Origin of the sequence: Paenibacillus sp., assembly GCF_031177825.1 — a bacterium.
Classification (GTDB): Bacteria; Bacillota; Bacilli; order Paenibacillales; family YIM-B00363; genus Paenibacillus_AE.
Window position 1 is genome coordinate 1 of record NZ_JAPSKE010000035.1, and the last position, 21245, is coordinate 21245.

21 protein-coding genes are annotated in these 21245 nt (G+C 58.5%); all 21 read right to left on the minus strand.

The features are described from left to right. Positions 1-286 precede the first annotated feature (286 nt). The 21 genes from RIN49_RS25515 to RIN49_RS25615 all read right to left on the minus strand — a co-directional run bounded on the left by RIN49_RS25515 (position 287) and on the right by RIN49_RS25615 (position 21073). Complete coding sequence (locus RIN49_RS25515) at positions 287-1228, minus strand: dipeptidase (RefSeq protein WP_309122955.1); 942 nt, start codon at positions 1226-1228, stop codon at positions 287-289. Between the two features lie 123 nt (positions 1229-1351). Then, complete coding sequence (locus tag RIN49_RS25520) at positions 1352-1612, minus strand: stage V sporulation protein S (RefSeq protein WP_006211249.1); 261 nt, start codon at positions 1610-1612, stop codon at positions 1352-1354. Positions 1613-1759: 147 nt separating this feature from the next. Next, the gene (locus tag RIN49_RS25525; RefSeq protein WP_309122956.1) at positions 1760-2554 is read right to left on the minus strand and encodes a TIGR00282 family metallophosphoesterase; all 795 of its coding nucleotides are present in this window, start codon (positions 2552-2554) and stop codon (positions 1760-1762) included. A gap of 91 nt (positions 2555-2645) precedes the next feature. Further along, positions 2646-4190 carry a ribonuclease Y gene (rny, locus tag RIN49_RS25530; RefSeq protein ID WP_138193930.1) on the minus strand — a complete coding sequence of 515 codons (1545 nt, stop codon included), beginning with the start codon at positions 4188-4190 and terminating at the stop codon, positions 2646-2648. A 199-nt stretch (positions 4191-4389) separates the two neighbouring features. Beyond that, complete coding sequence (locus RIN49_RS25535; protein WP_309122957.1) at positions 4390-5067, minus strand: RecX family transcriptional regulator; 678 nt, start codon at positions 5065-5067, stop codon at positions 4390-4392. Positions 5068-5171: 104 nt separating this feature from the next. Next, positions 5172-6224 carry a recombinase RecA gene (gene recA, locus RIN49_RS25540; protein WP_309122958.1) on the minus strand — a complete coding sequence of 351 codons (1053 nt, stop codon included), beginning with the start codon at positions 6222-6224 and terminating at the stop codon, positions 5172-5174. 411 nt (positions 6225-6635) lie between these two features. Continuing rightward, on the minus strand, positions 6636-7883 hold the full coding sequence (locus RIN49_RS25545) for a competence/damage-inducible protein A (RefSeq protein ID WP_309122959.1): 1248 nt from the start codon (positions 7881-7883) through the stop codon (positions 6636-6638). Positions 7884-7962: 79 nt separating this feature from the next. Next, a complete protein-coding gene (gene pgsA / locus RIN49_RS25550) occupies positions 7963-8541 on the minus strand; it encodes a CDP-diacylglycerol--glycerol-3-phosphate 3-phosphatidyltransferase (RefSeq protein ID WP_309122960.1) in 579 nt (192 codons plus the stop codon). Then, positions 8538-9869 (minus strand): 30S ribosomal protein S12 methylthiotransferase RimO, encoded by a 1332-nt coding sequence (rimO, locus tag RIN49_RS25555; protein WP_309122961.1) that lies wholly within the window; start codon positions 9867-9869, stop codon positions 8538-8540. Before rimO ends, pgsA begins: the two co-directional genes overlap by 4 nt. 126 nt (positions 9870-9995) lie before the next feature. Beyond that, complete coding sequence (locus RIN49_RS25560) at positions 9996-10487, minus strand: YajQ family cyclic di-GMP-binding protein (protein WP_309122962.1); 492 nt, start codon at positions 10485-10487, stop codon at positions 9996-9998. Positions 10488-10611: 124 nt separating this feature from the next. Next, positions 10612-10776 carry a hypothetical protein gene (locus RIN49_RS25565; RefSeq protein ID WP_202914506.1) on the minus strand — a complete coding sequence of 55 codons (165 nt, stop codon included), beginning with the start codon at positions 10774-10776 and terminating at the stop codon, positions 10612-10614. A 74-nt stretch (positions 10777-10850) separates the two neighbouring features. Next, entirely contained in the window at positions 10851-11756 is a 906-nt protein-coding gene (locus RIN49_RS25570) for a helix-turn-helix domain-containing protein (RefSeq protein ID WP_309122963.1), read from the minus strand. Positions 11757-11774: 18 nt separating this feature from the next. Continuing rightward, entirely contained in the window at positions 11775-12539 is a 765-nt protein-coding gene (locus RIN49_RS25575) for a DUF3388 domain-containing protein (protein ID WP_309122964.1), read from the minus strand. A 180-nt stretch (positions 12540-12719) separates the two neighbouring features. Further along, positions 12720-12971, minus strand: a complete 252-nt coding sequence (locus RIN49_RS25580; protein ID WP_138193921.1) for a DUF3243 domain-containing protein — start codon at positions 12969-12971, stop codon at positions 12720-12722. A gap of 101 nt (positions 12972-13072) precedes the next feature. Then, positions 13073-13822: an elongation factor P 5-aminopentanone reductase gene (gene ymfI, locus RIN49_RS25585; RefSeq protein ID WP_309122965.1), complete on the minus strand. Its 750-nt coding sequence runs from the start codon at positions 13820-13822 to the stop codon at positions 13073-13075. Positions 13823-13833: 11 nt separating this feature from the next. Further along, positions 13834-15114, minus strand: a complete 1281-nt coding sequence (gene yfmH / locus RIN49_RS25590; protein ID WP_309122966.1) for an EF-P 5-aminopentanol modification-associated protein YfmH — start codon at positions 15112-15114, stop codon at positions 13834-13836. 3 nt (positions 15115-15117) lie between these two features. Beyond that, entirely contained in the window at positions 15118-16401 is a 1284-nt protein-coding gene (gene yfmF / locus RIN49_RS25595) for an EF-P 5-aminopentanol modification-associated protein YfmF (protein WP_309122967.1), read from the minus strand. Positions 16402-16576: 175 nt separating this feature from the next. Then, positions 16577-17359: a spore cortex-lytic enzyme gene (gene sleB, locus RIN49_RS25600; protein WP_309122968.1), complete on the minus strand. Its 783-nt coding sequence runs from the start codon at positions 17357-17359 to the stop codon at positions 16577-16579. Positions 17360-17440: 81 nt separating this feature from the next. Further along, on the minus strand, positions 17441-20053 hold the full coding sequence (locus RIN49_RS25605) for an FtsK/SpoIIIE family DNA translocase (protein ID WP_483874284.1): 2613 nt from the start codon (positions 20051-20053) through the stop codon (positions 17441-17443). Positions 20054-20102: 49 nt separating this feature from the next. After that, positions 20103-20315, minus strand: coding sequence for a YlzJ-like family protein (locus RIN49_RS25610; RefSeq protein WP_309122970.1), 213 nt, complete (start codon positions 20313-20315; stop codon positions 20103-20105). Further along, entirely contained in the window at positions 20312-21073 is a 762-nt protein-coding gene (locus tag RIN49_RS25615) for a ClpP family protease (protein WP_309123013.1), read from the minus strand. The genes RIN49_RS25610 and RIN49_RS25615 overlap by 4 nt, the downstream gene beginning before the upstream one ends. Positions 21074-21245 lie beyond the last annotated feature (172 nt).

The window sequence follows — 21245 nt, forward strand, 5'->3', positions numbered from 1 at the left end:
CGAGCCGGTTGAGCGCAGTCGAGAAAATACGGTCGGTACTTTCAACGCCTTCCCCTTGTTGTCCGCCGATTTTCCATGACAATTGGCTAATCAAGAAAGTCCACTCCTTTGGAGGCCGAAAAATAGTTACGTTCGAAGTGAAACCATGAAAATCAGTTTCATATGTCAGTAGTTAGTTTATGATGCCGACATATAAAAAGCAAGAGCTTTCAAGTATCTCAAAAGATAGTATTTTTCGATTGTATCCATACCGTTTCGAGATGGGTTGAGCAACGGACGTTCCGGATTACATAAAGCGCCCTTGATAATAGGATAACCAATTTCGCCGCAGAAAGCCCTCTACTTGCTCGGAAGTGTAATTTTTTTCGAGTCGTTCCGCTAGCGTCTCATATCCGCCCGGATGCTCCAGCCCTTTCACCCACGTCTCGATGCCGTCGAAGTCCGAACCGAAGCCGACATGATCCGCCCCGCCCAAGCCGCAGACATAATCGAGATGGCGCAGCACGTCGTCGATCCCGGCTTCGCGTCCGTCGCTTCGAAGGAAATACGGGACGAACGTAATGCCAATGCGGCCGCTCGCCGCGATCAGCGCTCGAATTTGATCGTTGGACAAGTTGCGGGGATGGTCGCAGAGCGACTTCGCATTGGAATGCGAAGCGATCGGGGCGTACCGCGACGTCTCGATTATGTCCCAGAACCCCTTCACCGACAAATGAGAAACGTCGAGCGCCATGCCCAACCGATCGCATTCGGCGACCAGTCTTCTGCCCGCCGCCGTAAGCCCGCCGCCTCTCGGCTCCCGGACGCCGTCCGCGGCCCAGTTCGCGACGTTCCACGTCACGCCGAGCGTCCGCACGCCGAGCGCGTACGCGATGCGTAAGTACGCGAGATTTCCCTCCAGCGCATCGGCGCCCTCCATCGTCAGCATCGCGCCGATTCTCGTCTCCCCGGGACGCATGAGCGTCTCGATGTCCTGCTTCGACCGAATCGGCAGGATGTCGGGCCTGGCCGCGACGCGCTGTTCGAACGCGTCGATGCTGGCAAGCACCGCGTCGAACGGCCTCCCCTTCCACGCTTCGGGGACGTAGATCGCGAACGCTTGCAGTTGGACGCTCCCCTCTTTCAGCCGTTTCGCCGTGACGTCCAGGCGTCGGTCGTCCTCGAAGCGGATATCCGAGGCAAGAATCATTTTACTTAAGGCGTCGCAATGCAGGTCCCAACGTTTCATCTCGAATCGCCCCTTCCTCAACCCTTGGTTTGGACAAAAGAAAAAGCCTCTCAGGGAGGCCATGCGAGCGGAAACGCGTTATGAATGCGGGATGCCGATGTCCCGGGATGAACGAGGTTCGAACTACCGCGGTTCTACGATCAGCTTGATCGCCGTCCGGTCTTCCCCGTCGATGACGATATCGGTGAATGCCGGGATGCAGATCAGGTCGACGCCGCTCGGCGCCACGAAGCCCCTGGCGATCGCTACCGCCTTGATCGCTTGATTCAGCGCTCCCGCGCCGATCGCTTGCAACTCCGCCCCTCCCCGCTCTCGCAACACCCCTGCCAATGCGCCAGCCACCGAGTTCGGATTCGATTTCGCTGATACTTTTAATACTTCCATGAATTGGACCTCCTCGGGAAAGCTTCACTCATTCCGGTATTCATGTATATTCGCATGTTTTCGGAATCATTCCACCCGAGGAGGCTTGGCTTGGGTCTCTTTTTGATTTATCTCACAATTCTGAATAGTTCCACATGGAACAATCGATTAGAACATCTTAAACTCGCCTTCGTAGATTCGAATCGACTTTATCGACTTCGCCTTGCCCGTCGACTCGTCGATGTCGATCACGACGCCGTGAAACTGGTACTTCCCTTCGGCGGCCGCGAACCGGACAGGCAGCTGCGTTAGAAATTTCGTCAGGACGGCTTCCCGTTCCATCCCGAGAATCCCTTCTCTAGAGCCCGTCATCCCGACGTCCGTAATGTACGCCGTTCCGTTCGGCAGCAGCTGCTCGTCGTTCGTCTGCACATGCGTATGCGTCCCGACGACCGCGGACGCCTTGCCGTCCAAATACCATCCGACCGCCAGCTTCTCGGAGGTCGCCTCCGCGTGGACGTCGACGAGCGTCGCGACGGGACGCTTCTTCGACTTGTCGAACAACTTGTCGAGCGTTCGGAACGGACAATCGAGCGGCGGCAGGAAGGCGCGCCCCATTATGTTGATCAGCAGCAGCTCCTTCCCGTTCGCCTTCAGCGTCACGCTGCCTTGGCCGGGCGTACCCGGCGGGAAGTTCGCCGGTCGGATGAGCCTCGGCTCCTTATCGATAAACTCGAAGATGTCTTTATTATCCCACGTATGGTTGCCCATGGAGATGCCGTGCACGCCCAGCTCGAAAAATTCGTTCGCGATCGCGCCCGTAATTCCCTTGCCGCCTGCGGCGTTCTCGCCGTTCACGACGATGAAATCCGGCTTATGCGTTTGTTTCAACGCCGGCAAATTTTCCTTCAGCGCCCGCCGGCCCGTCGAGCCGACGATATCGCCGATAAACAATACTTTCACTTTCGTCCCAGCTCCTTTTCGTGCGCGACTGTCGCGAAACAGGAACGGCTGTCCCAGTCGGAATCGCACCGGGACAGCCGCCTTGTCGATATTATTTTGCGTATTCCACCGCGCGGGTTTCGCGAATGACCGTGACCTTAATATGCCCCGGATAATCGAGTTCGTTCTCGATTTTCTTCGTGATGTCCCGTGCCAGACGGAACGATTCCGCATCGTCGATGCGCTCCGGCTGCACCATGACGCGAATTTCGCGTCCGGCTTGGATCGCGTACGACTTCTCGACGCCTTCGAACGACTCTGAGATTTCCTCGAGACGCTGCAGACGCTTGATATACGTCTCCAACGTTTCGCGGCGCGCTCCCGGTCTTGCCGCGGACAAGGCGTCCGCCGCGCCGACGAGCATCGCGATGACCGACGTCGCCTCCGTATCGCCGTGATGCGATGCGATACTGTTGACGACGACCGGATGCTCCTTGTATTTCTTGCCGATCTCGACGCCGATCTCGACGTGGGAGCCTTCGACCTCGTGGTCCAGCGCTTTCCCGATATCGTGCAGTAAGCCCGCACGCTTCGCGAGGGTGATGTCCTCGCCCAGCTCTCCGGCCATCAGACCGGCCAAGTAGGCGACCTCCATCGAATGCTTCAGCACGTTCTGGCCGTAGCTTGTACGGAACTTCAGGCGACCCAAGATCTTGATCAAATCCGGATGCAACCCGTGAACGCCGACCTCGAACGTCGCTTGCTCGCCGTATTCGCGAATCCGCTCGTCCACTTCCTTGCGGGATTTCTCCACCATCTCTTCGATCCGAGCCGGGTGAATCCGTCCGTCCGCGACGAGCTTCTCGAGCGCGTTGCGAGCGATCTCTCTTCGAATCGGATCGAAGCCCGACAAGATGACGGCCTCCGGCGTATCGTCGATAATGAGATCGATGCCCGTCAGCGTCTCGAGCGCGCGAATGTTGCGACCTTCGCGACCGATAATGCGGCCCTTCATCTCCTCGTTCGGCAGCGCGACGACGGATACCGTCGTCTCCGCGACGTGGTCCGCCGCGCAGCGCTGGATCGACAAGGTGATAATTTCCCGCGCCTTCTTGTCCGCTTCTTCTTTCGCTTGCTGCTCGATTTCCTTCATCAACTGAGCCGCTTCGAGACGTACTTCGCTCTCGACGTTGCTCAGAATCATCTGCTTCGCATCTTCCTGCGTCAAGCCGGAGATGCGCTCCAGTTCCTCGACTTGCTTGCGATAGAGAGCGTCGATCTGCTGTTGCGTCTCTTCTACGCGCTTCTCTTTGTTGGCAAGCTGCTCTTCTTTACGCTCTAAAGAATCGAGTTTCTTATCCAGCGTTTCCTCTTTCTGCTGTAACCTTCGTTCCTGTCGTTGCGTTTCGTTGCGACGTTCGCGAATGTCTCGTTCGGCTTCGGAGCGAAGCTTATGGATTTCGTCTTTCGCTTCCAGGACCGCTTCTTTCTTCAGCGCCTCGGCTTCTTTCGAAGCGTTATCGAGAATATTCCGAGCCGCTTCCTCCGCACTTGAGATTTTGGCTTCGGCAATGGACTTGCGAATAAGGTAACCGATCCCAAAGCATGCTGCGCCAACAAGGAGAGCGATGATGAGCGTGACCCACCAGTAGGTCATCTAGTTCACCTCCCCGTTGCCACACAACGATTGAGCTTATCCTTCGAGGCCCAACGATGTGTTCTTTTTTAGTTGTAGTTGCGTTCGCTTTGACATTGCAGTTCTCTCTTCTCGCGCGTTCCGTAAAGAATTGGCGAAAATGAAAATTGAATATACCATTTCATTGTAGCTGTCACTAAAGAAAATTGTCAAGCAACGACTATTCCCATCCCCAATCCTCTTCCTCGGCGCCGGTCGGCTCGTCCGCCGTCGCCTCGCGCACCGCTTCCCGGACCGCGGCCGCGGAGAAGCCTCGCCGAGCCAAGTACGCATACAGTTTCCGCTTCGCGGCGACGCGATCCTCTTGTCCGGACAGCGTCCTCCACCGCTTGCGCGCGACCGTCGTCGCGGACGCCTTCTCCTCCTCGGGGTCGATGTCTCCCACCGCTTCTTGAACGGTAGCTTTGGCGACGCCCTTCTGCAGCAGCTCCTGCTTGATCCACTGCTTGCCCTTGCCCTGCCGCTGCAGCCGCTCCTCCGCCAGCGATCGGCTGAACCGTTCGTCGTCTACGTACCGCTGCTCGGTCAGCCGCCTCACGCAGTCGTCGATCGCAGACGGTTCGTATTCCTTGCGGACCAGGTACGTCCGGATTTCCTTCTCGGTTCGGGGACGGTTGCCGAGCCAACGTACGGCCTTCACGTACGCGTCCTGACGTTCTTCGTCACGCAGCACCTCTTCCAACCGGTCCGGCGGTACGGACTGCCCCTTGAACAGGCGGTGCCGCATCAAGACGTCCTCATGAACCGCGAAGGCGAACTCGTCGTCGATGAACACGTTATATCGATACTGCTGTTTCTTCTGCTTCTCTACCGATGTAATGACGCCTTGCGGTTCCATTCGTCTCTTCCTCCTTACGCAACCGAAAACCGGCACCCGACGGTGGCCGGGTGCCGGTGCGTATTGTTCTTATGAGAGTTCTTACAACGGATCTACAACGATTCTTACGCTTCCGCTTCCTCGTCGAAATCGTCGTCTTCGTCCTCGGCAGCTATGCCTGCAGGCAATCCGGGCGCGACGACCGTCGCTTCGCGGATCTTCTTGTCGATCACTTCCGCGATCTTCGGATTGTCCTTCAAGAATTGCTTCGCATTCTCCCGTCCTTGACCGAGGCGTTCGCCGTCGAACGAGAACCACGCGCCGCTCTTCTGAACGATATCGAGCTCCGTCCCGATGTCGATGATGCTGCCCTCTCGCGAGATGCCTTCGCCGTACATGATGTCGATCTCCGCTTGCTTGAACGGCGGAGCGACTTTATTCTTCACGACCTTGATCCGCGTGCGGTTACCGACCATGTCGTTGCCTTGCTTGATCGTCTCGATCCGTCGAACTTCCAAACGGACGGAGGAGTAGAACTTCAATGCGCGGCCGCCCGGCGTCGTCTCCGGGTTGCCGAACATGACGCCGACCTTCTCGCGAAGCTGGTTGATGAAGATCGCGATCGTCTTGGACTTGCTGATCGCGCCGGACAGCTTCCGCAGCGCCTGCGACATGAGTCGCGCTTGCAAGCCTACGTGAGAATCGCCCATCTCGCCTTCGATCTCGGCCTTCGGCACGAGCGCCGCGACGGAGTCGATGACGATAATGTCGACGGCGCCGCTGCGAACGAGCGCTTCGGCGATCTCGAGCGCCTGCTCGCCCGTATCCGGCTGGGACAGAAGCAGCTCGTCGATGTTGATGCCGAGCTTCGAAGCGTACACCGGATCGAGCGCATGCTCGGCGTCGATGAAGGCGGCTTGTCCGCCTCTCTTCTGTACTTCCGCAATCGCGTGCAGCGCGACCGTCGTCTTACCGGACGATTCCGGTCCGTAAATCTCAATGATTCGGCCTCTCGGGAAGCCGCCTACCCCGAGCGATATATCAAGCGCGAGCGATCCGCTGGACACGGTCTCGACTTGCATATGCGCGCTTTCTCCAAGCTTCATGATTGAACCCTTGCCGAATTGTTTCTCGATCTGGCGGAGCGCCATCTCTAATGCGGCTTTCCGATCGCTCACAATGAACACTTCCTTTTCTCTGATAATTGTATGATACCTTCTTTTCGTCTCCTTGCCAACCATTTTTTCGAACATACATTCGACTTTTTTTGTTTCGCGTCGCTGTTGACGTTCGCTTCCATATCGTCCGCGCAACGGTGTGTATACCGCCGCCGTCGATCTTCCTTCGGCAGACGCCTACTACTCCGCCGCACTGCGCACGCTGTACGCAAATCTTCTTTCGCGCACTTCCTGCGCGCACTCGCCTAGCGTCGGTAACGGCGCTGCCCAACGGTCCACGCCGCTTGACCGCAGTCATGCCCCTTCGCGCATCCCCGGCCGGGAGACAGCAAAAAAACCGCGGCAAATCACGATTCGCCACGGTTCTTCCGTACCCCCATCATACCCCGAACGCCGCCGATTTGGCAAGCATTACCGGAGGCGCTTCCACAGCTCATAGAAGCCGGCGCGGCAGGCGCGCAGCTTTACGATCTCGCGGCTGCCGGACAGCTTCAGCTCGCGCACCTCCGTCGCCTTCCCCTCCTCGGCGACGCCGAGGTATACGAGTCCGGCCGGCTTGCCGTCGGCGGATGGTCCGGGCCCGGCCACGCCCGTGAACGACACCGCGAACGTCGTCCCGAGCCGCTTCCGCGCGCCTTCCGCCATGCTCGCCGCCGTCTCGGCGCTGACCGCTCCAGGGGCGCCTGGGCCGCTCAGGAGCGACTCCGACACGCCGAGAAGCGCCGTCTTCGCGGCGTTCGTGTAGCTGACGATGCCGCCGGCGAACGCCTCGGAGCTTCCCGGATGCGACGTCGTCATGTCCGCGAACAAGCCGCCCGTGCAGCTCTCCGCCGCGGCGAGCGTCGCTCCGCGCTCGCGCAGCAGCCGCACGATGACCGCGTCCAAGCTGACGTCCTCCTCGGCGTACAGATGGTCTCCGACGCGACGACGGATTTCCGCCTCCGTCTCCGCCATCTTGGCGAACGCCTCGGCTTCGGTCGAAGCGCGCGACGTCAGCCGAATCATCACTTCGCCTTCCTTCGCGTACGGCGCGATCGTCGGATCCGCTTGGGATTCGATCAGATCGAGCAGCGCATGCTCGAGACCCGACTCCCCGATCCCTGCGAACTTCAGAGATTTCGAGAATAACGGCAGCGCGTCGTTCATATTCGCCCGGAGCCACGGCTTGGCGTACCGGTCGAACATCGGCTTCAGCTCCCGCGGCGGCCCCGGCAGCAGCACGTACAGCTTGCCGTCCCGGCGGAGCGCCGTGCCGACGGCCATCCCCGTATCGTTCGGCAGCACGTCCGCACCCGCAAGCGTCAGCGCTTGACGGCGGTTGCTCTCCACCATGACGGCTCCCCGCTCGGCGAAATACGCTTCGATCTTCCGCATGCCTTCGTCGTCCATCACAAGCTCCGCCCCGACGTGTTGGCCGAGCGCGTCCCGCGTCAGGTCGTCCATCGTCGGACCGAGCCCGCCCGTGCAGATGACGATGTCCGCCCGCTCCGACGCGATCCGAAGCGCCGACACGATGCGATCCACGTTATCGCCTACCACAGTCTGGTAGTAGACGTCGATGCCGATGCCGGCGCAAGATTCCGCCAAATATTGCGCGTTCGTATTCACGATCTGTCCGAGCAGCAGCTCCGTGCCGACCGCTACGATTTCCGCCTTCATGCCGCAACACTCCCCTGTTTAGAAAAAAAGAAAAGCCGATCGGACGCAAGCGCGCGGCGCTTCCTTCGATTCGGCCTCCTTACCTTACGTCGTCGATGACGTTTTTGTTTTGCACGAAATAATCGATCCCCGAATAAATCGTGATCGCCGCAGCCGCCCAGCTCGAAATCAAATCGAACGGGATGCCGAGGAAATAAAACGGAAAATTGTTAAGCAAAAGCGCGATGATCATCGTAATCTGAATGCCGGTCTTCCACTTGCCCCAAGCGCTCGCCGCGACGACCTTCCCTTCGAGCAGAGCGACTTGGCGCAGGCCGGTGATCGCGAATTCGCGCGAAATGATGACGACGGCGATCCACGCGTCGACCTTATGCATCTCGACGAGCGAAATGAGCACCGCCGCGACGAGCAGCTTATCGGCGAGCGGGTCGAGCAGCTTTCCGAGGTTCGTCACCATTTTACGGGAACGCGCGATATAACCGTCGAGCCCGTCCGTCGCGGCCGCGACGATGAAAATCAGCGTCGCGATGATCTGGTTGTATGTAATGTGGAACTCGCCCAAGCGGAGCTCGGGCAAGTTGAAGCTGACCAGCAGGAAAAACATGATGATCGGAACGAGAAAGATACGCGCCAGCGTAATCCGATTCGCTAAATTCATGCGGATACACCGACTCCCGATAAATCGTAATCGAGCGAATGCGTGATGCGGACTCTCTGCAGCTGGCCGATTTCCGGCGTGCAGCCGGTGACGAACACTTCGCCGTCGATCTCCGGCGCGTCGTATTGCGATCGGCCGATGAAGACGTCGTTGCGGCCGTCGTACCGTTCGATCAGCACGTCCATCGTCTGGCCGATGAACCGGCCGTTCGCGGCCTTCGCTACCTCGCGCTGCACTTCCATCAATCGGGACGCGCGGTATTCCTTCACGTCTTCCGGCACTTGATTCGGCAGGCGCGAAGCCGGCGTATCCTCTTCCTTCGAGTAGGTGAAGACGCCGAGGCGATCGAACTTGACTTCGCGCACGAACGAGACGAGATTTTCGAAATCTTCTTCGGTTTCTCCCGGGAAGCCGACGATGATCGACGTGCGCAGCACCGCATCGGGAATTCGGGCGCGGATCTTCGCGACGAGCTCGCGCACGTCCCGGCCGCGGCCCGGACGGCGCATCCGCTTCAGGATACTGTCCTCGCTGTGCTGCAGCGGCATGTCGATGTATTTGCAAATCTTCGGATTCGAAGCGATCGCGTCGATCAGCTCGTCCGTGAAGAAGCCCGGGTACGCATAGTGCAGACGGACCCACTCGATCCCTTCCACTTCGCTAACGCGGTGAAGCAGCGTCGGCAGCATGAACGAATCATATAGGTCAGTACCGTAATTCGTGGAATCCTGCGCGATCAACGATACTTCCTTCACGCCTTGCTTCGCCAATTGTTCCACCTCGGCGAGAATCGACTCCACGGAACGGCTGCGGAACGCGCCGCGCATGAGCGGAATCGAGCAGAACGTACAAGCGTTGTCGCAGCCTTCCGCGATTTTCACGTATGCGGTATATCGAGGCGTCGACAGCTTCCGCGGCAGCGCTTGATCGTAATTGAAGATCGGATTGCCGACGGCGACAGGCTTCTTGCCCCGAAGCGCTTCGTCGACGATGTCGTTGATCTTGTCGAAGTCGCCCGTGCCGACGATCCCGTCGATTTCGGGCATCTCCTGCATCAGCTGTTCCTTATACCGCTGCGTCAAGCAGCCCGAGACGATCAACGCCTTCAGCGCCCCCGTCTCCTTCAGCTCGGCCATCTCCAGAATCGTATTGACGGACTCTTCCTTCGCGGCGTCGATGAAACCGCAAGTGTTGACGATGATGACCGTCGCATCTTCTTTATTATCTACAAGCTCAAACCCGCGCTGCGCGACGAGGCCGGACATAATTTCCGAGTCGACCAAGTTTTTCTCGCAGCCGAGCGTCACCATCTTAATTTTCTCGGTCATGCATGGTATCCCCCAATGTTTATCCCATTCCAATCGATGCCATTATAATATAACCATGCTAGAGAGGTCAAAAGGATGTCCGTACCATGGAAGAGAGCCGACCCCGTCGGAATCGGCTCAACGACCTTACTTAAAATTAACGAACTGCAGCTCCAGCGGCAAGTCCGCTCCGCGCAGCAGCGCCATGACCGCTTGCAAATCGTCCTTGCTCTTGCCCGTCACGCGCAGTTGATCGCCTTGGATTTGGGACTTGACCTTCAGCTTCGAATCGCGAATCAAAATGTTTATCTTCTTGGCGTCTTCTTGGCCGATCCCTTGCTTCAGCTTCACCTGCTGACGCACCGTACCGCCGGAGGCGGGCTCGAGCTTGCCGAAGTCCATATTTTTGATCGAGATGCCGCGTTTGACCATTTTGCTCTGCAGGATGTCGACGACGCTGTTCAACTTATACTCGTCGTCGGAGACGAGGATGAGGGCTTCCTTTTCCAACTTGATTTCGCTCTTGCTCCCCTTGAAGTCGAATCGCGTGGCGATCTCCTTCTCCGCTTGCGTCACCGCGTTCTGCAGCTCATTCATGTCCACCTTCGATACGATGTCGAACGAGTATTCCGATGCCATGTGTATGTGAACTCCTTCCGAAAAAATGGATATGTCCCATAAGTATATCAAGAAATTCGACGGAAGCCAAAAGACGGCAAAAGAGCGCCCGCCGGGAACGGCGAACGCTCTTTTATGTAAAGCATTACGTGCGGCTGCGGGCCGGATCCCGGAACATGTCCAGAATGCCGAGGACGATATGGGCAAGGCCGAATCCGAAGATGCCGTATCCCCATGCGTCAGGCGTCAAATACCAGCCTAACAGGCTGACGACGACGCCTAGTCCCGTGACGATCCAACTGATGGTCATGGATATCCCTCGCTATCGTTGTAGAATGGTGACATTCTTGCTGACGTTAGGATGTCCCGATGACCGTCGATTATTCAGTTGCCCGTCGCTCCGGCGTCGGACGTCGATTGGGCGAGTTCGAATTGGAATTTTCGCGGATTCGGCTCGGTCCCCATCTCGACGACGACGCCGTTGACGGTCAGCTCCACCGCATTCGCCCGGCCGATGTTCAGATACACGTTATGATCGTATTCTTCGGAATACGTATCTCCGTTCTTCAGTCCGCCTTGATGCAAATATTTCGTCTTCGCGTCCGCATGCGTAATGCCGATCCACGCTTCCGGCCCGACGATTTTGATCTCGAGCTTGATTTTGTCCGCGTTGCGCACCTCGAAACGTTCCACCGTATTTTTGCTATAAGTGAACTTGTCGACGAACGTAACGTCCGGTTCCGGTTCGGTCGGCGGGGGCAGCGGCGTCTCGACCGCGTCCGGCTCCGAGGGCGTCTCCGACGGTTCGTCGGACCCGTCCGCGCCGCCGAGCGTCGCTCCTTGTTCGGCGGCGGAGCTGTCCGTGATCGGCTCGTTCGGAAGCACGTTGTCGCGCGACTCCATATTCATATTGAGGTAGTAATAAATCACGCCGATAATGAGAATCGGAAAGGCGATCATCAGGAGCGCCGACGCCCACTTGCCCACCCGCTCCGGCGGATTGACCGCGGTGCGGCGCGCCATGCGAATCGGCTCGTTCGACGGCTCGGGATCCGCGGACGGAATGACGTGCGCATACAGTCGAAACACCTCGTCCGGATCGAGTCCGACCGCTTCGGAATATTGTTTTATGAATGCTCGAACATAAAACGTGCCGGGTAAGATCTTGTAATTGCCTTCCTCGATCGCTTCCAAATACCGTTTGCGGATTTTGGTCGTCTCCTGGAGCTGGTCCAAACTGATATTTTTCTCCGTGCGCGCTTTACGAAGCAGTTGCCCGAGGTCAGACACTCCTGTCACCTCCTGAGATTAGAATCCCTCGTAATTGTTCGTGAAAGACTCGTACGAAATTTCTTCGTCCGGCGCATTGCGAAGTTCGATAATATAATCGAAGCGATTCATATCGAAACCCGATTCTTTCACGAAAATGTCCGGATGCTCGACGACCTTCGTCGACGGCATCTCCATAATTTCTTGAAGCAGCGTGTAATGCTTCTCGTTCGAGCGGATCGTGCTGACGATGCCGTCGATGATGAACACGTTATTCGGATTGAATTCGTCCTCGGACAGCTGGCTCCGCACCGTCTGGCGCAGCAGCGTCGAGGAGACGAACGTCCAGCGCTTGTTCGCGCATACGCTTCCGGCGATGATCGACTCGGTCTTGCCGACGCGCGGCATGCCGCGAAGCCCGATCACTTGGTTGCCTTCGCGCTTGAATACCTCGCCGAGGAAGTCGACGAGCAGTCCGAGCTCGTCGCGCGTGAAGCGGAACGTCTTGCGGTCGTCCGAATCGCGTTCGATGTAACGCCCGTGGCGCACTGCCAAAATGTCGACCAGCTTCGGCGCGCGAAGCGCCGTTACGGTTATATTATCCACCTTTTTCAACATCTTACCCATGATTTCGATTTTCTCGTCGTCGTCCGTCTGCAGCAGCATGCCCCGCGTCATGTCCTCGACGCCGTTGATCGTAATGATGTTGATGGACATCATGCCCATGAGGGAAGCGATATCGCCGAGCAAGCCCGGCCGGTTCTTATGTATTTTATATTCCATATACCATTGTTTCTGTTCCACAGATCGTCACTCCATCCCAAAATGCAAGAAAAACCGCGTATTTCGATTATATTCTACAAATTTCAGGCCATTCCTTCCCTCCGTCAAAAAAAAGCGAAGAAAAAGCCCCTTGCGAAGACGCGCGCGACCGGATTGCCGATCGCGCGCCCTTCGGGCGGGGCTCGCATGGACTATGGCTCGTTAGTCGACAAGCTTCATCATAATGCCGGCCATGACTTTCTTTTCGTTTTCGTCGCTGACCGCCCAGAGCTCCTTCAACACGCGCTCTTCGTCGTTCTTCGGATCGACTTTGTTCGCAAGGAAGTCGCCGATGTCCGTCGCGAGCTTCTGGATCGTGGAATCGTTCATGCCTGCGGCGCGAGCGTTCTTCACGCGATCCCCTAAGAACTGCTTCCATTTATCATACGTGCTCAATACCGATGTCGTCGACATGCTTCTACGTCCTCCCTTTTCGGAATATGTGATGGATGGTGACCATCTCTAATATTCGCGGAAAGAGGTTACGTTATGCACGGGAGCGCTCGGTCGGGGTCTTAGGTCAGCCATCCGCCGTTCGGGGAGATGATCTGACCGTTAATGTATCCGGATTCCGGCAGCGCCAGGAAATACACGAGCGAGGCGATCTCCTCGGGCAACGCGAACCGGCCCGCGGGAATATCCTCCGCGATCCGTTCCTTCTCCCCCGCCTCGAATCCGCTCATCATCTCGGTGTCGACCGGCCCGGGGGCGACGGCGTTGACGGTAATGCCCGACGGCGCGAGCTCCTTCGCTAGCGCCTTCGTGAACGCATTCACGCCGCCCTTCGCGGTGGAATACAACACTTCGCAGGACGCGCCGGCGATGCCCCATACGGACGAAACGTTAATGATCCGGCCGTACTTCTGCGACACCATATGCGGCATGAACGCCTGCGTACACAAAAACATGCCCTTCAGGTTAATGTCCATGACGTGATCCCAATCCGCTTCCGTCGCGTCCGCGAGCATCCCGTAATGGGAGATGCCCGCGTTGTTGACGACGATGTCCGGAATCATGCCGTGCTTCTCCAGCTTCTCTTGCATGCGCTCGATCTGCTCCCTGCTGCGCAGATCGGCCGTGGCCGTCAGCACCTCGGCGCCGTAGCGCAGGCAGCGCCGAGCCGTCTCATTGGCCGACTCGTGCTGCTCCAAATAGTGGATCGCCACCTTCATCCCGACGGAGGCGAACCGTTCGGCGATCGCGGCTCCGATGCCGCGGCTGCCGCCCGTCACGAGGACGGTCGTTTCTCGAAGAGACTTGTTCATTCGGTGTAAGTTCACTCGCTTTTGACGATACAGACGGAAAGCTGCTCCCAATTGAAATGCTCCTGCAATCGCGCTTCCACTTCGTCCAATGTGATTTGCTCATACAATTCTAACACATCGAACACGTTCGTGCCTCTAAACCGATGTTTCGTGAATTCCCCGGCGATCGCTTCCGGCGAATTCAACATACGGTAGAAGCCCCCGATCTTCTTTCGGCGCGTCCGCTCGAACAGCTCCTCGGGGATGCCCGACGTCTTCCATGCTTCGACCTCTTCCCGCACGCGAGCGACGAGCGCCTCGGGATCTCTCGTATCCCCGCCGATGACGGAGAACGCGTATTGTTCGCTTGCGTTGTATTCGGCGCCGAAGCTGTCGGTGATCAGCTTCTCGTCGTACAGCGATTGGTACAGTCTCGAGCTCGGGCTGAACAGCATGTCGAACAGCAGCTTCGTCGCAAGCTCGCGGCGGAGCAGCTCGGCGCCGTAGTACCCGACCTTCGTCTCCTTCACCCCGAACAGGCACTTCGGGATCGACACCGGCAACTTGACGAGCTTCTCCTTCAACCGAACGCCGGCCGGCTCTTCGTCGAAGATGCGATGAATTTCGCCTTGCGGCTCGAACGTCTTTCCCGCCTGATTTTCCTTTACGAGGTCGATCATCTCTTGCGGATCGACGCCGCCGACGATGAACACCGTCATGTTCGACGGGTGGTAGAACGTTCGATAGCATTGATACAACGTTTCCTTGCTGATTTCGTGGATCGACTCGACCGTGCCGGCGATGTCGATGTGGACCGGATGACGTTCGTACATCGCTTCGATCAAGCCGAAGTAGACGCGCCAGTCGGGTTGATCGGCGTACATCTTGATTTCTTGGCCGATGATCCCTTTTTCCTTAAAGACATTCTCGTCCGTGAAATACGGGTTTTGCACGAAATTCAGCAGCGTGGTGACGTTCTCCCGAATACGGTTCGTCGCGGAGAACAAGTACACCGTTCTGTCGAAGCTCGTGTACGCATTCGCGGAAGCGCCGTTAGACGCGAACGTCGCGAAGACGTCGCCTTCCGGCTCCTCGAACATCTTATGTTCTAGAAAATGGGCGATGCCGTCCGGCACCCGGATCGGCGGTTCGTCGCCGACCGCGAAGTGGTTGTCGACGGAGCCGTATTTCGTGGAAAACGTGGCGAACGTCTTCGAAAAACCTTCCTTCGGCAGCACATAGACGGTTAATCCGTTGTCGAGCGTCTCGGAGTATACGGTCTCTTGGACTTTCGGGTATTCGTGTTTGTTCACGGCTTAGTCCTCCTTCCGATCGCGCAAGAAGTAGACGGTGTCGAGCTGTACGTCCTGGGCGAACGCGGCGATGTCCGGAACGCTTACGCGCCCGATCTCGCTAAGCAGCGACTCGGCCGTCCGTTCCTTCCCGGACAGTACCGTGTTGAAATCGAAGCCGATCATCTCGTAGGCGCTGTCGTTCATCTCGCGCAGATGGTTCGAAATCATCGCTTTCGTTTGGTTCATCTCGAGCTCCGAAATATCGCCCGCGCGCATCGCTTCGAGCTGCTTCTTGATAATCTCGACCGCCCGCTCGTACTTGTCGATTTCGATGCCGGACGAGATCGTGATGATTCCCTTGTGACCGTCCAGACGGGACGAGGCGTAGTACGCCAAGCTCTCTTTCTCCCGCACGTTCAGGAACAGCTTGGAATGCGGGAAGCTGCCCAAGATGCCGTTATATAACAATGCCGTCGCATAGCTCGGCTCCGCGTAAGCGGTCGGCGTGCGAATGCCCATATTCAGCTTGCCTTGGCCGACCTCCATCCGTTCGATGACGGTGTTGACGTCCGCGACGCGCTTCGTCCGACGGGACGCCGTATACGGCGTCGGCGCGTCGGCGCCGCGAACCGCGAACGCTTCTTGTACGAGACGCTTCACCTCGTCGATCGTCGTGTTGCCGACGACGTATACGTCGATCGGCGCCCCGGCGAGCCAGCTTTGGTACGAGGCGTACAACGATTCAGGAGTAATCCCCGCAAGATCTTCCTTCTGGCCGAGCGGATGCAGACGGTAAGGCTCGTCCTTGCACATCTCCTCGATGCAGCGCTCCGCGGCGTACCGTCCCTTGTCGTTGACGATCGCCTCCAGCTTCTTCTGCACCATATGCTTCTCCGCTTCCACGTAGGAGGCGAGGAAGCGGCCTTCCTCGAGGGCCGGCTTCGTCAGCGTTTCGCCGAGGAAGCCGATCGCCTGCTGCAGCAGCGGCGCGCCTCCGGCGGCGAATTCGTTCCGGATGACGTCCATGCGGAAGTTGACGATCTGGTAATCGCCACGCTTGTAAATATCGAAGCCGAAGCCTGCGCCGTACAAATCGTCCAGCGCCTCTCGGAACGCCTTGGTCTCCGGATAACTCGCGTTGCCTCGGCGCAGGACGAACGGAGCCAGCGCTACCGACGTAACGGTCGATTCTTGCAGGAGCGTGCCGACGAAGACGGAGACGGCCGTCGTCTTGAAGCGATCGGTGGAGAGCACGTGCAGGCGGATGCCGCCGACGGCATCCCGTTCAAAGCGTGTCGTTCCCATGGGGCGGAAACTCCTTCCATTTCGAATGTCTTCCGTTATTATAAGTAAAACGGTTCTCGAAGTACAATCAGGGAAGCCGGTTCCTTCAGATACGTCCTATAACCGGCTCTGAAACGGAAAAGAAGCAACCCGACGGTTACTTCTTTCCCGTTGTTCTCTTCCGGAAGTGTATGTCTTACCGGCAGAAAATATGTTTTCCGATCTGTTTGTATTGCGGTCTTGTCCAAATCCACTTGGACGTGGCCGTCACCGGGTTGAAGTAGTACAGGCAGCCGTCGGACGGGTCCCAACCGTTCAACGCGTCTTGAACGGCCTTCATCGCGCTTTCGTTCGGCGTCAGCCAAATTTGTCCGTCGGCGACCGCTGTGAACGCGCCCGGCTGGAATATGACGCCCGACGGCGTATTCGGAAAGCTCGCGCTGTCCACCCGGTTCAAGATGACGGCCGCTACGGCGACCTGTCCTTCGTACGGCTCGCCGCGCGCTTCGCCGTACACCGCGTTCGCCATCATCTTCAAGTCGTTGCTCGAGAAGCCCCGATGGGACGACTGTTGAATCTGCTTCGCGGCGCCGGCGCTTTCCGCTTTCGGCTTCGCCGCGGTCGCCCCGCCGCCTCCCGTATCGGCACCGGGTCTCCAACTTTTCGTAGCGTTATACAGCTTTAGCTTCGTCGAACCGCCGACGATTCCATCCGCCTTCATGCCGAACTTCCACTGGAAGTTCTTGACGGATTTGAGCGTCGAATAGCCGAAGTCGCCGTCGATCGCACCGTTATAATACCCTAGGAACTTAAGCCTGCCTTGCAGTTCCCGAACATCCTGCCCGACGGCGCCGTATTTTAAGGTCGTCTTGCTGAACGCTTCCTCCGCACCATGGTCGGCGGTTCGCTGCTTCGCTTGGAAAGCGAAGGCAAGCCCGACGACGAGACAGAGCGTAACCAAGAGCAGTCTAGTTCGCATGCGTGGATTCAACCTTTCTCTACATAAGTTGCAGCCTGTTTCCTTATGTAGTATGAGAAAGGTGAATTTGTTCTATGCGTCCTAGGAGCTCAATCGACCGCCTTGATATTGCTCGTAAGACAGAAGCACCTCGCGAGGCTTGCTTCCCTCGTAAGGGCCGACGACGCCCTTCGCCTCCATCTGATCGATAAGACGGGCCGCGCGGGTGTATCCGATGCGCATGCGGCGCTGCAGCAGCGAGACGGACGCCTGCTTCGCTTCGAGTACGATAACGACGGCCTGATCGAACAGCTCGTCCAGCTGATCGTCGTCCTCCTCGCCGCTCTCTTGAATTTCCGGGACGAGTTCCTCCCGGTATTGCGCCTTCTCTTGGTCCCGGCAGAACGTGACGACCGCCTCGACCTCGTTATCCGACAAGAACGCGCCCTGCACCCGCACCGCCTTGGACGCGCCGACCGGCACGAACAGCATGTCGCCGCGCCCGAGCAGCTTCTCCGCCCCCGCCATATCCAGAATCGTGCGGGAGTCGACCTGCGACGACACGCCGAACGCGATCCGCGACGGAATGTTCGCCTTGATGACGCCGGTAATGACGTCGACGGACGGACGCTGCGTCGCGATGATGAGGTGAATGCCGGCTGCGCGCGCCATCTGCGCGAGACGAGTAATCGCGTCTTCGACGTCGCCGGCTGCGACCATCATCAGGTCCGCAAGCTCGTCGACGATGACGACGATGTACGGCAGCGGCGTCTCGCCCTTCTCGATCAGCTGTGCGTTGTAGCCTTCGATATTCCGCGTCGACGACTTCGAGAACGCCTCGTAGCGCTTCTCCATCTCGACGACGATCTTCTTCAGCGCCAGCGACGCCCGTCGCGGATCGGTGACGACCGGCGCCAGCAGATGCGGGATGCCGTTATACACGTTCAGTTCGACCATCTTCGGGTCGATCATCAAAAACTTCACTTCGTCCGGCTTCGCCTTATACAGCACGCTAGTGATGATGCCGTTGATGCAGACGGACTTGCCCGAGCCGGTCGCGCCGGCGACGAGCAAGTGAGGCATCTTGGCGAGATTGGCGACGATCGGTTGACCGGAAATGTCGCGTCCCAGCGCGATCGTAAGACGAGCGTCCGATTCGTGGAACGCGGACGTCTCCATGACTTCGCGGAGAGAGACGATCGATACCTCCGTATTCGGCACCTCGATGCCGATCGCGGATTTGCCCGGAATCGGCGCCTCCATCCGAATGTCCTTCGCCGCGAGCGCCAACGCGATATCGTCGGTCAAGCTTACGATCCGGCTGACCTTCACCCCGACGTCCGGTTGAATTTCGTACCGGGTTACCGCCGGACCTCGGACGACTTGCAGCACCTTCGCGCGCACGCCGAAGCTCTCGAGCGTCGTCTCCAGCTTGCGGGCGTTCTCGCGGGCGAGCGTGTCGGCCGACTCTCCGCCCTTGCCGCCTCCGGGCCGCGAGAGCAGATGGAACGGCGGCAGCACGTACGGTTTCGGCGGCGGCGCGGCGGCCGCCGGAATCAACGCGCCGGCGAGCGCATCGTCCGCAAGATCCGCCCCCGCGTCGTCCCCGGGCGCTTGCCCCGCCGCGAGGGCGGCGGTCGGCGACGGCGGAACGAGCGACGGCTCCGGCCCGGGCTCCGGTTCGTAGCCGGCCGCACGCTGCACCGACTCGCGAACCTGGTCCAAGAAGTCGACGAAGACCGGCTCGTGCCGCTCCTCCGTCTCCGATACCGGCGGTTCGGGCGCCGACGGCGCCGTGCGCGTCGCTTCGCTTACGACCTCCGGCGCCCGGTAGACGACCTCCTCGATCGGCGGCTGCTCGTCTTCCTCCTCGGCGTCGTCTCGGGACGCGGCGTCCTCGGTCGGCTTATCTCCGAATCCCGATAGCTTATGGAACCACGTCTTCTTCTGGGGCTTGTCCGGCTTCCAATACTCCTCGTCGAACTCGTCGTCGAGCGCGACGTCCGGCCTGGCGGGCTTCGCCTTCCGCTTCGTGACGGCGGCTCCGCGAGACGCCGAGCCGCGATCGTTCAGCAGCTGGAACGTCTCTTTCGTCGAGCGGCCCAGCCTGCCGAGCAGCCTCGCGACGAAGCGGCGCACCGCGCCGATGATCTGCACGTACGACCAGCCGGTGAACAGCAACACGCCGATCGCGTATAACGCGAATTGGATCAGCATCGCGCCGACCGTGCCGAACAAGACGTAAATCGCAGCGTAGGCGAAGCCGCCGACCATGCCGCCGCCGGCGTCGGCCGTAAACTCCAACCCGCCCCCGGTCATGTGGCTCTTCAGCACTTCCCACGTCTGCGAGACGATCCAACCGCCCGTGTATCCGCCTTCAGGCATCAACGTTCCGAATAAACCGTTATGTAAACTGACCATCCATCCGAGCAGAAAGAGCGCGATGCCCGAAGCCTTGACGGACCAGCCGGACGGCCACTGTCTGCGAATCATGAAATGGTATACCGCTATGTAAATCAGCACGATCGACAAGACGGGTTCCAAATTGCCGACGAGCACCCGGAACAGGAACGCGATCGACTTGCCGACCGATCCTTCCCTCGCCAGCGTAATGACGGAAAACAGCAACAGCAAGATGCCGTATAATTCGTATTTCAGGTTGGAGGATAATGGCTTTTTACGCTTTTTTCTACTAGATTTCCCCAACAAAAACACCCCCAGGAGAACATTATAGCACAGTTCTCCTGAGGTTTCGAACGTATGTTCAGCGTGTCAGACGGAACACCGTACCCGGCATATATGCCGGATTCATATAGTCTTCGGCGCGCGGCGAGATGAGCCGAACGACCCTTGCTTCGCCCTGCGCGAGCATCTCGACCTGCAGCGTCATGTCGCCGACGACGACCTCTTCCGGGCATTTCACGTCCTCGATGCCCTGGAACACCTGCTCCAACGGGACGGGGGTGTACAGGATCAATGCTCCAGCCTCCCCGCCGGCGCTCCTTCGCTTCCTTCGGGCTTCAACTTCGCCGCCCGCTGCTCCTCGATGCGGCGGTTCAACTCCCGGATGGCGTCCCCTAGACCGCCTACAGCGTTGATGAGTCCGTAGTTGACCGCTTCCTGTCCGATGACCGTCGTCCCGATGTCCCGCGTCAGTTCGCCCGTCTTGAACATCAGTTCCTTCAGCTTCTCTTCGGAGACGGTCGAGTGCGATTGAATGAAGCGTAGCACGCGTTCCTGCATCTTGTCCAAATACTCGAACGTTTGCGGAACGCTGATCACGAGCCCCGTGAGACGGATCGGATGAATCGTCATCGTCGCCGTAGGGGCGATGAACGAATAGTCGGCGCTGACGGCGATCGGCACGCCGATCGAATGGCCGCCTCCCAACACGATGGCGACGGTCGGCTTCGAGAGCGATGCGATCATCTCGGCGATGGCGAGGCCGGCTTCGACGTCGCCTCCGACCGTATTCAAGATGATGAGGATGCCTTCGATCTTCGGATTTTGCTCGGCGGCGACGAGCTGCGGAATGAGATGCTCGTATTTGGTCGTTTTGTTTTGCGGCGGAAGAACGACATGGCCTTCGACTTGGCCGATGATCGTCATGCAATAGAGGTTCGACTGCTCGCTCGTCGGCGGGTTCGGGTTGCCGAGAGCGGTTATGTTTTCAACAACGGTGCTCTTTCGTTCTCCGTAAGGATCCGGCTGCTGCTCCGATCTGGTCGTCTTCATGTCGATGTCGTACCGTTCCATGCGTAAGCCCTCCATTCGAAATACGGAAGCAATCCGTCATAGTATGAAGGTGAAAGCAGGAATCTATACAATAAAACGGACGCCCTCCCTCCCAGCGAACTGTAACCTTCTTACAGGTAACAGTTCGCTGGGGCGGGAAGGCGTCCGTCCC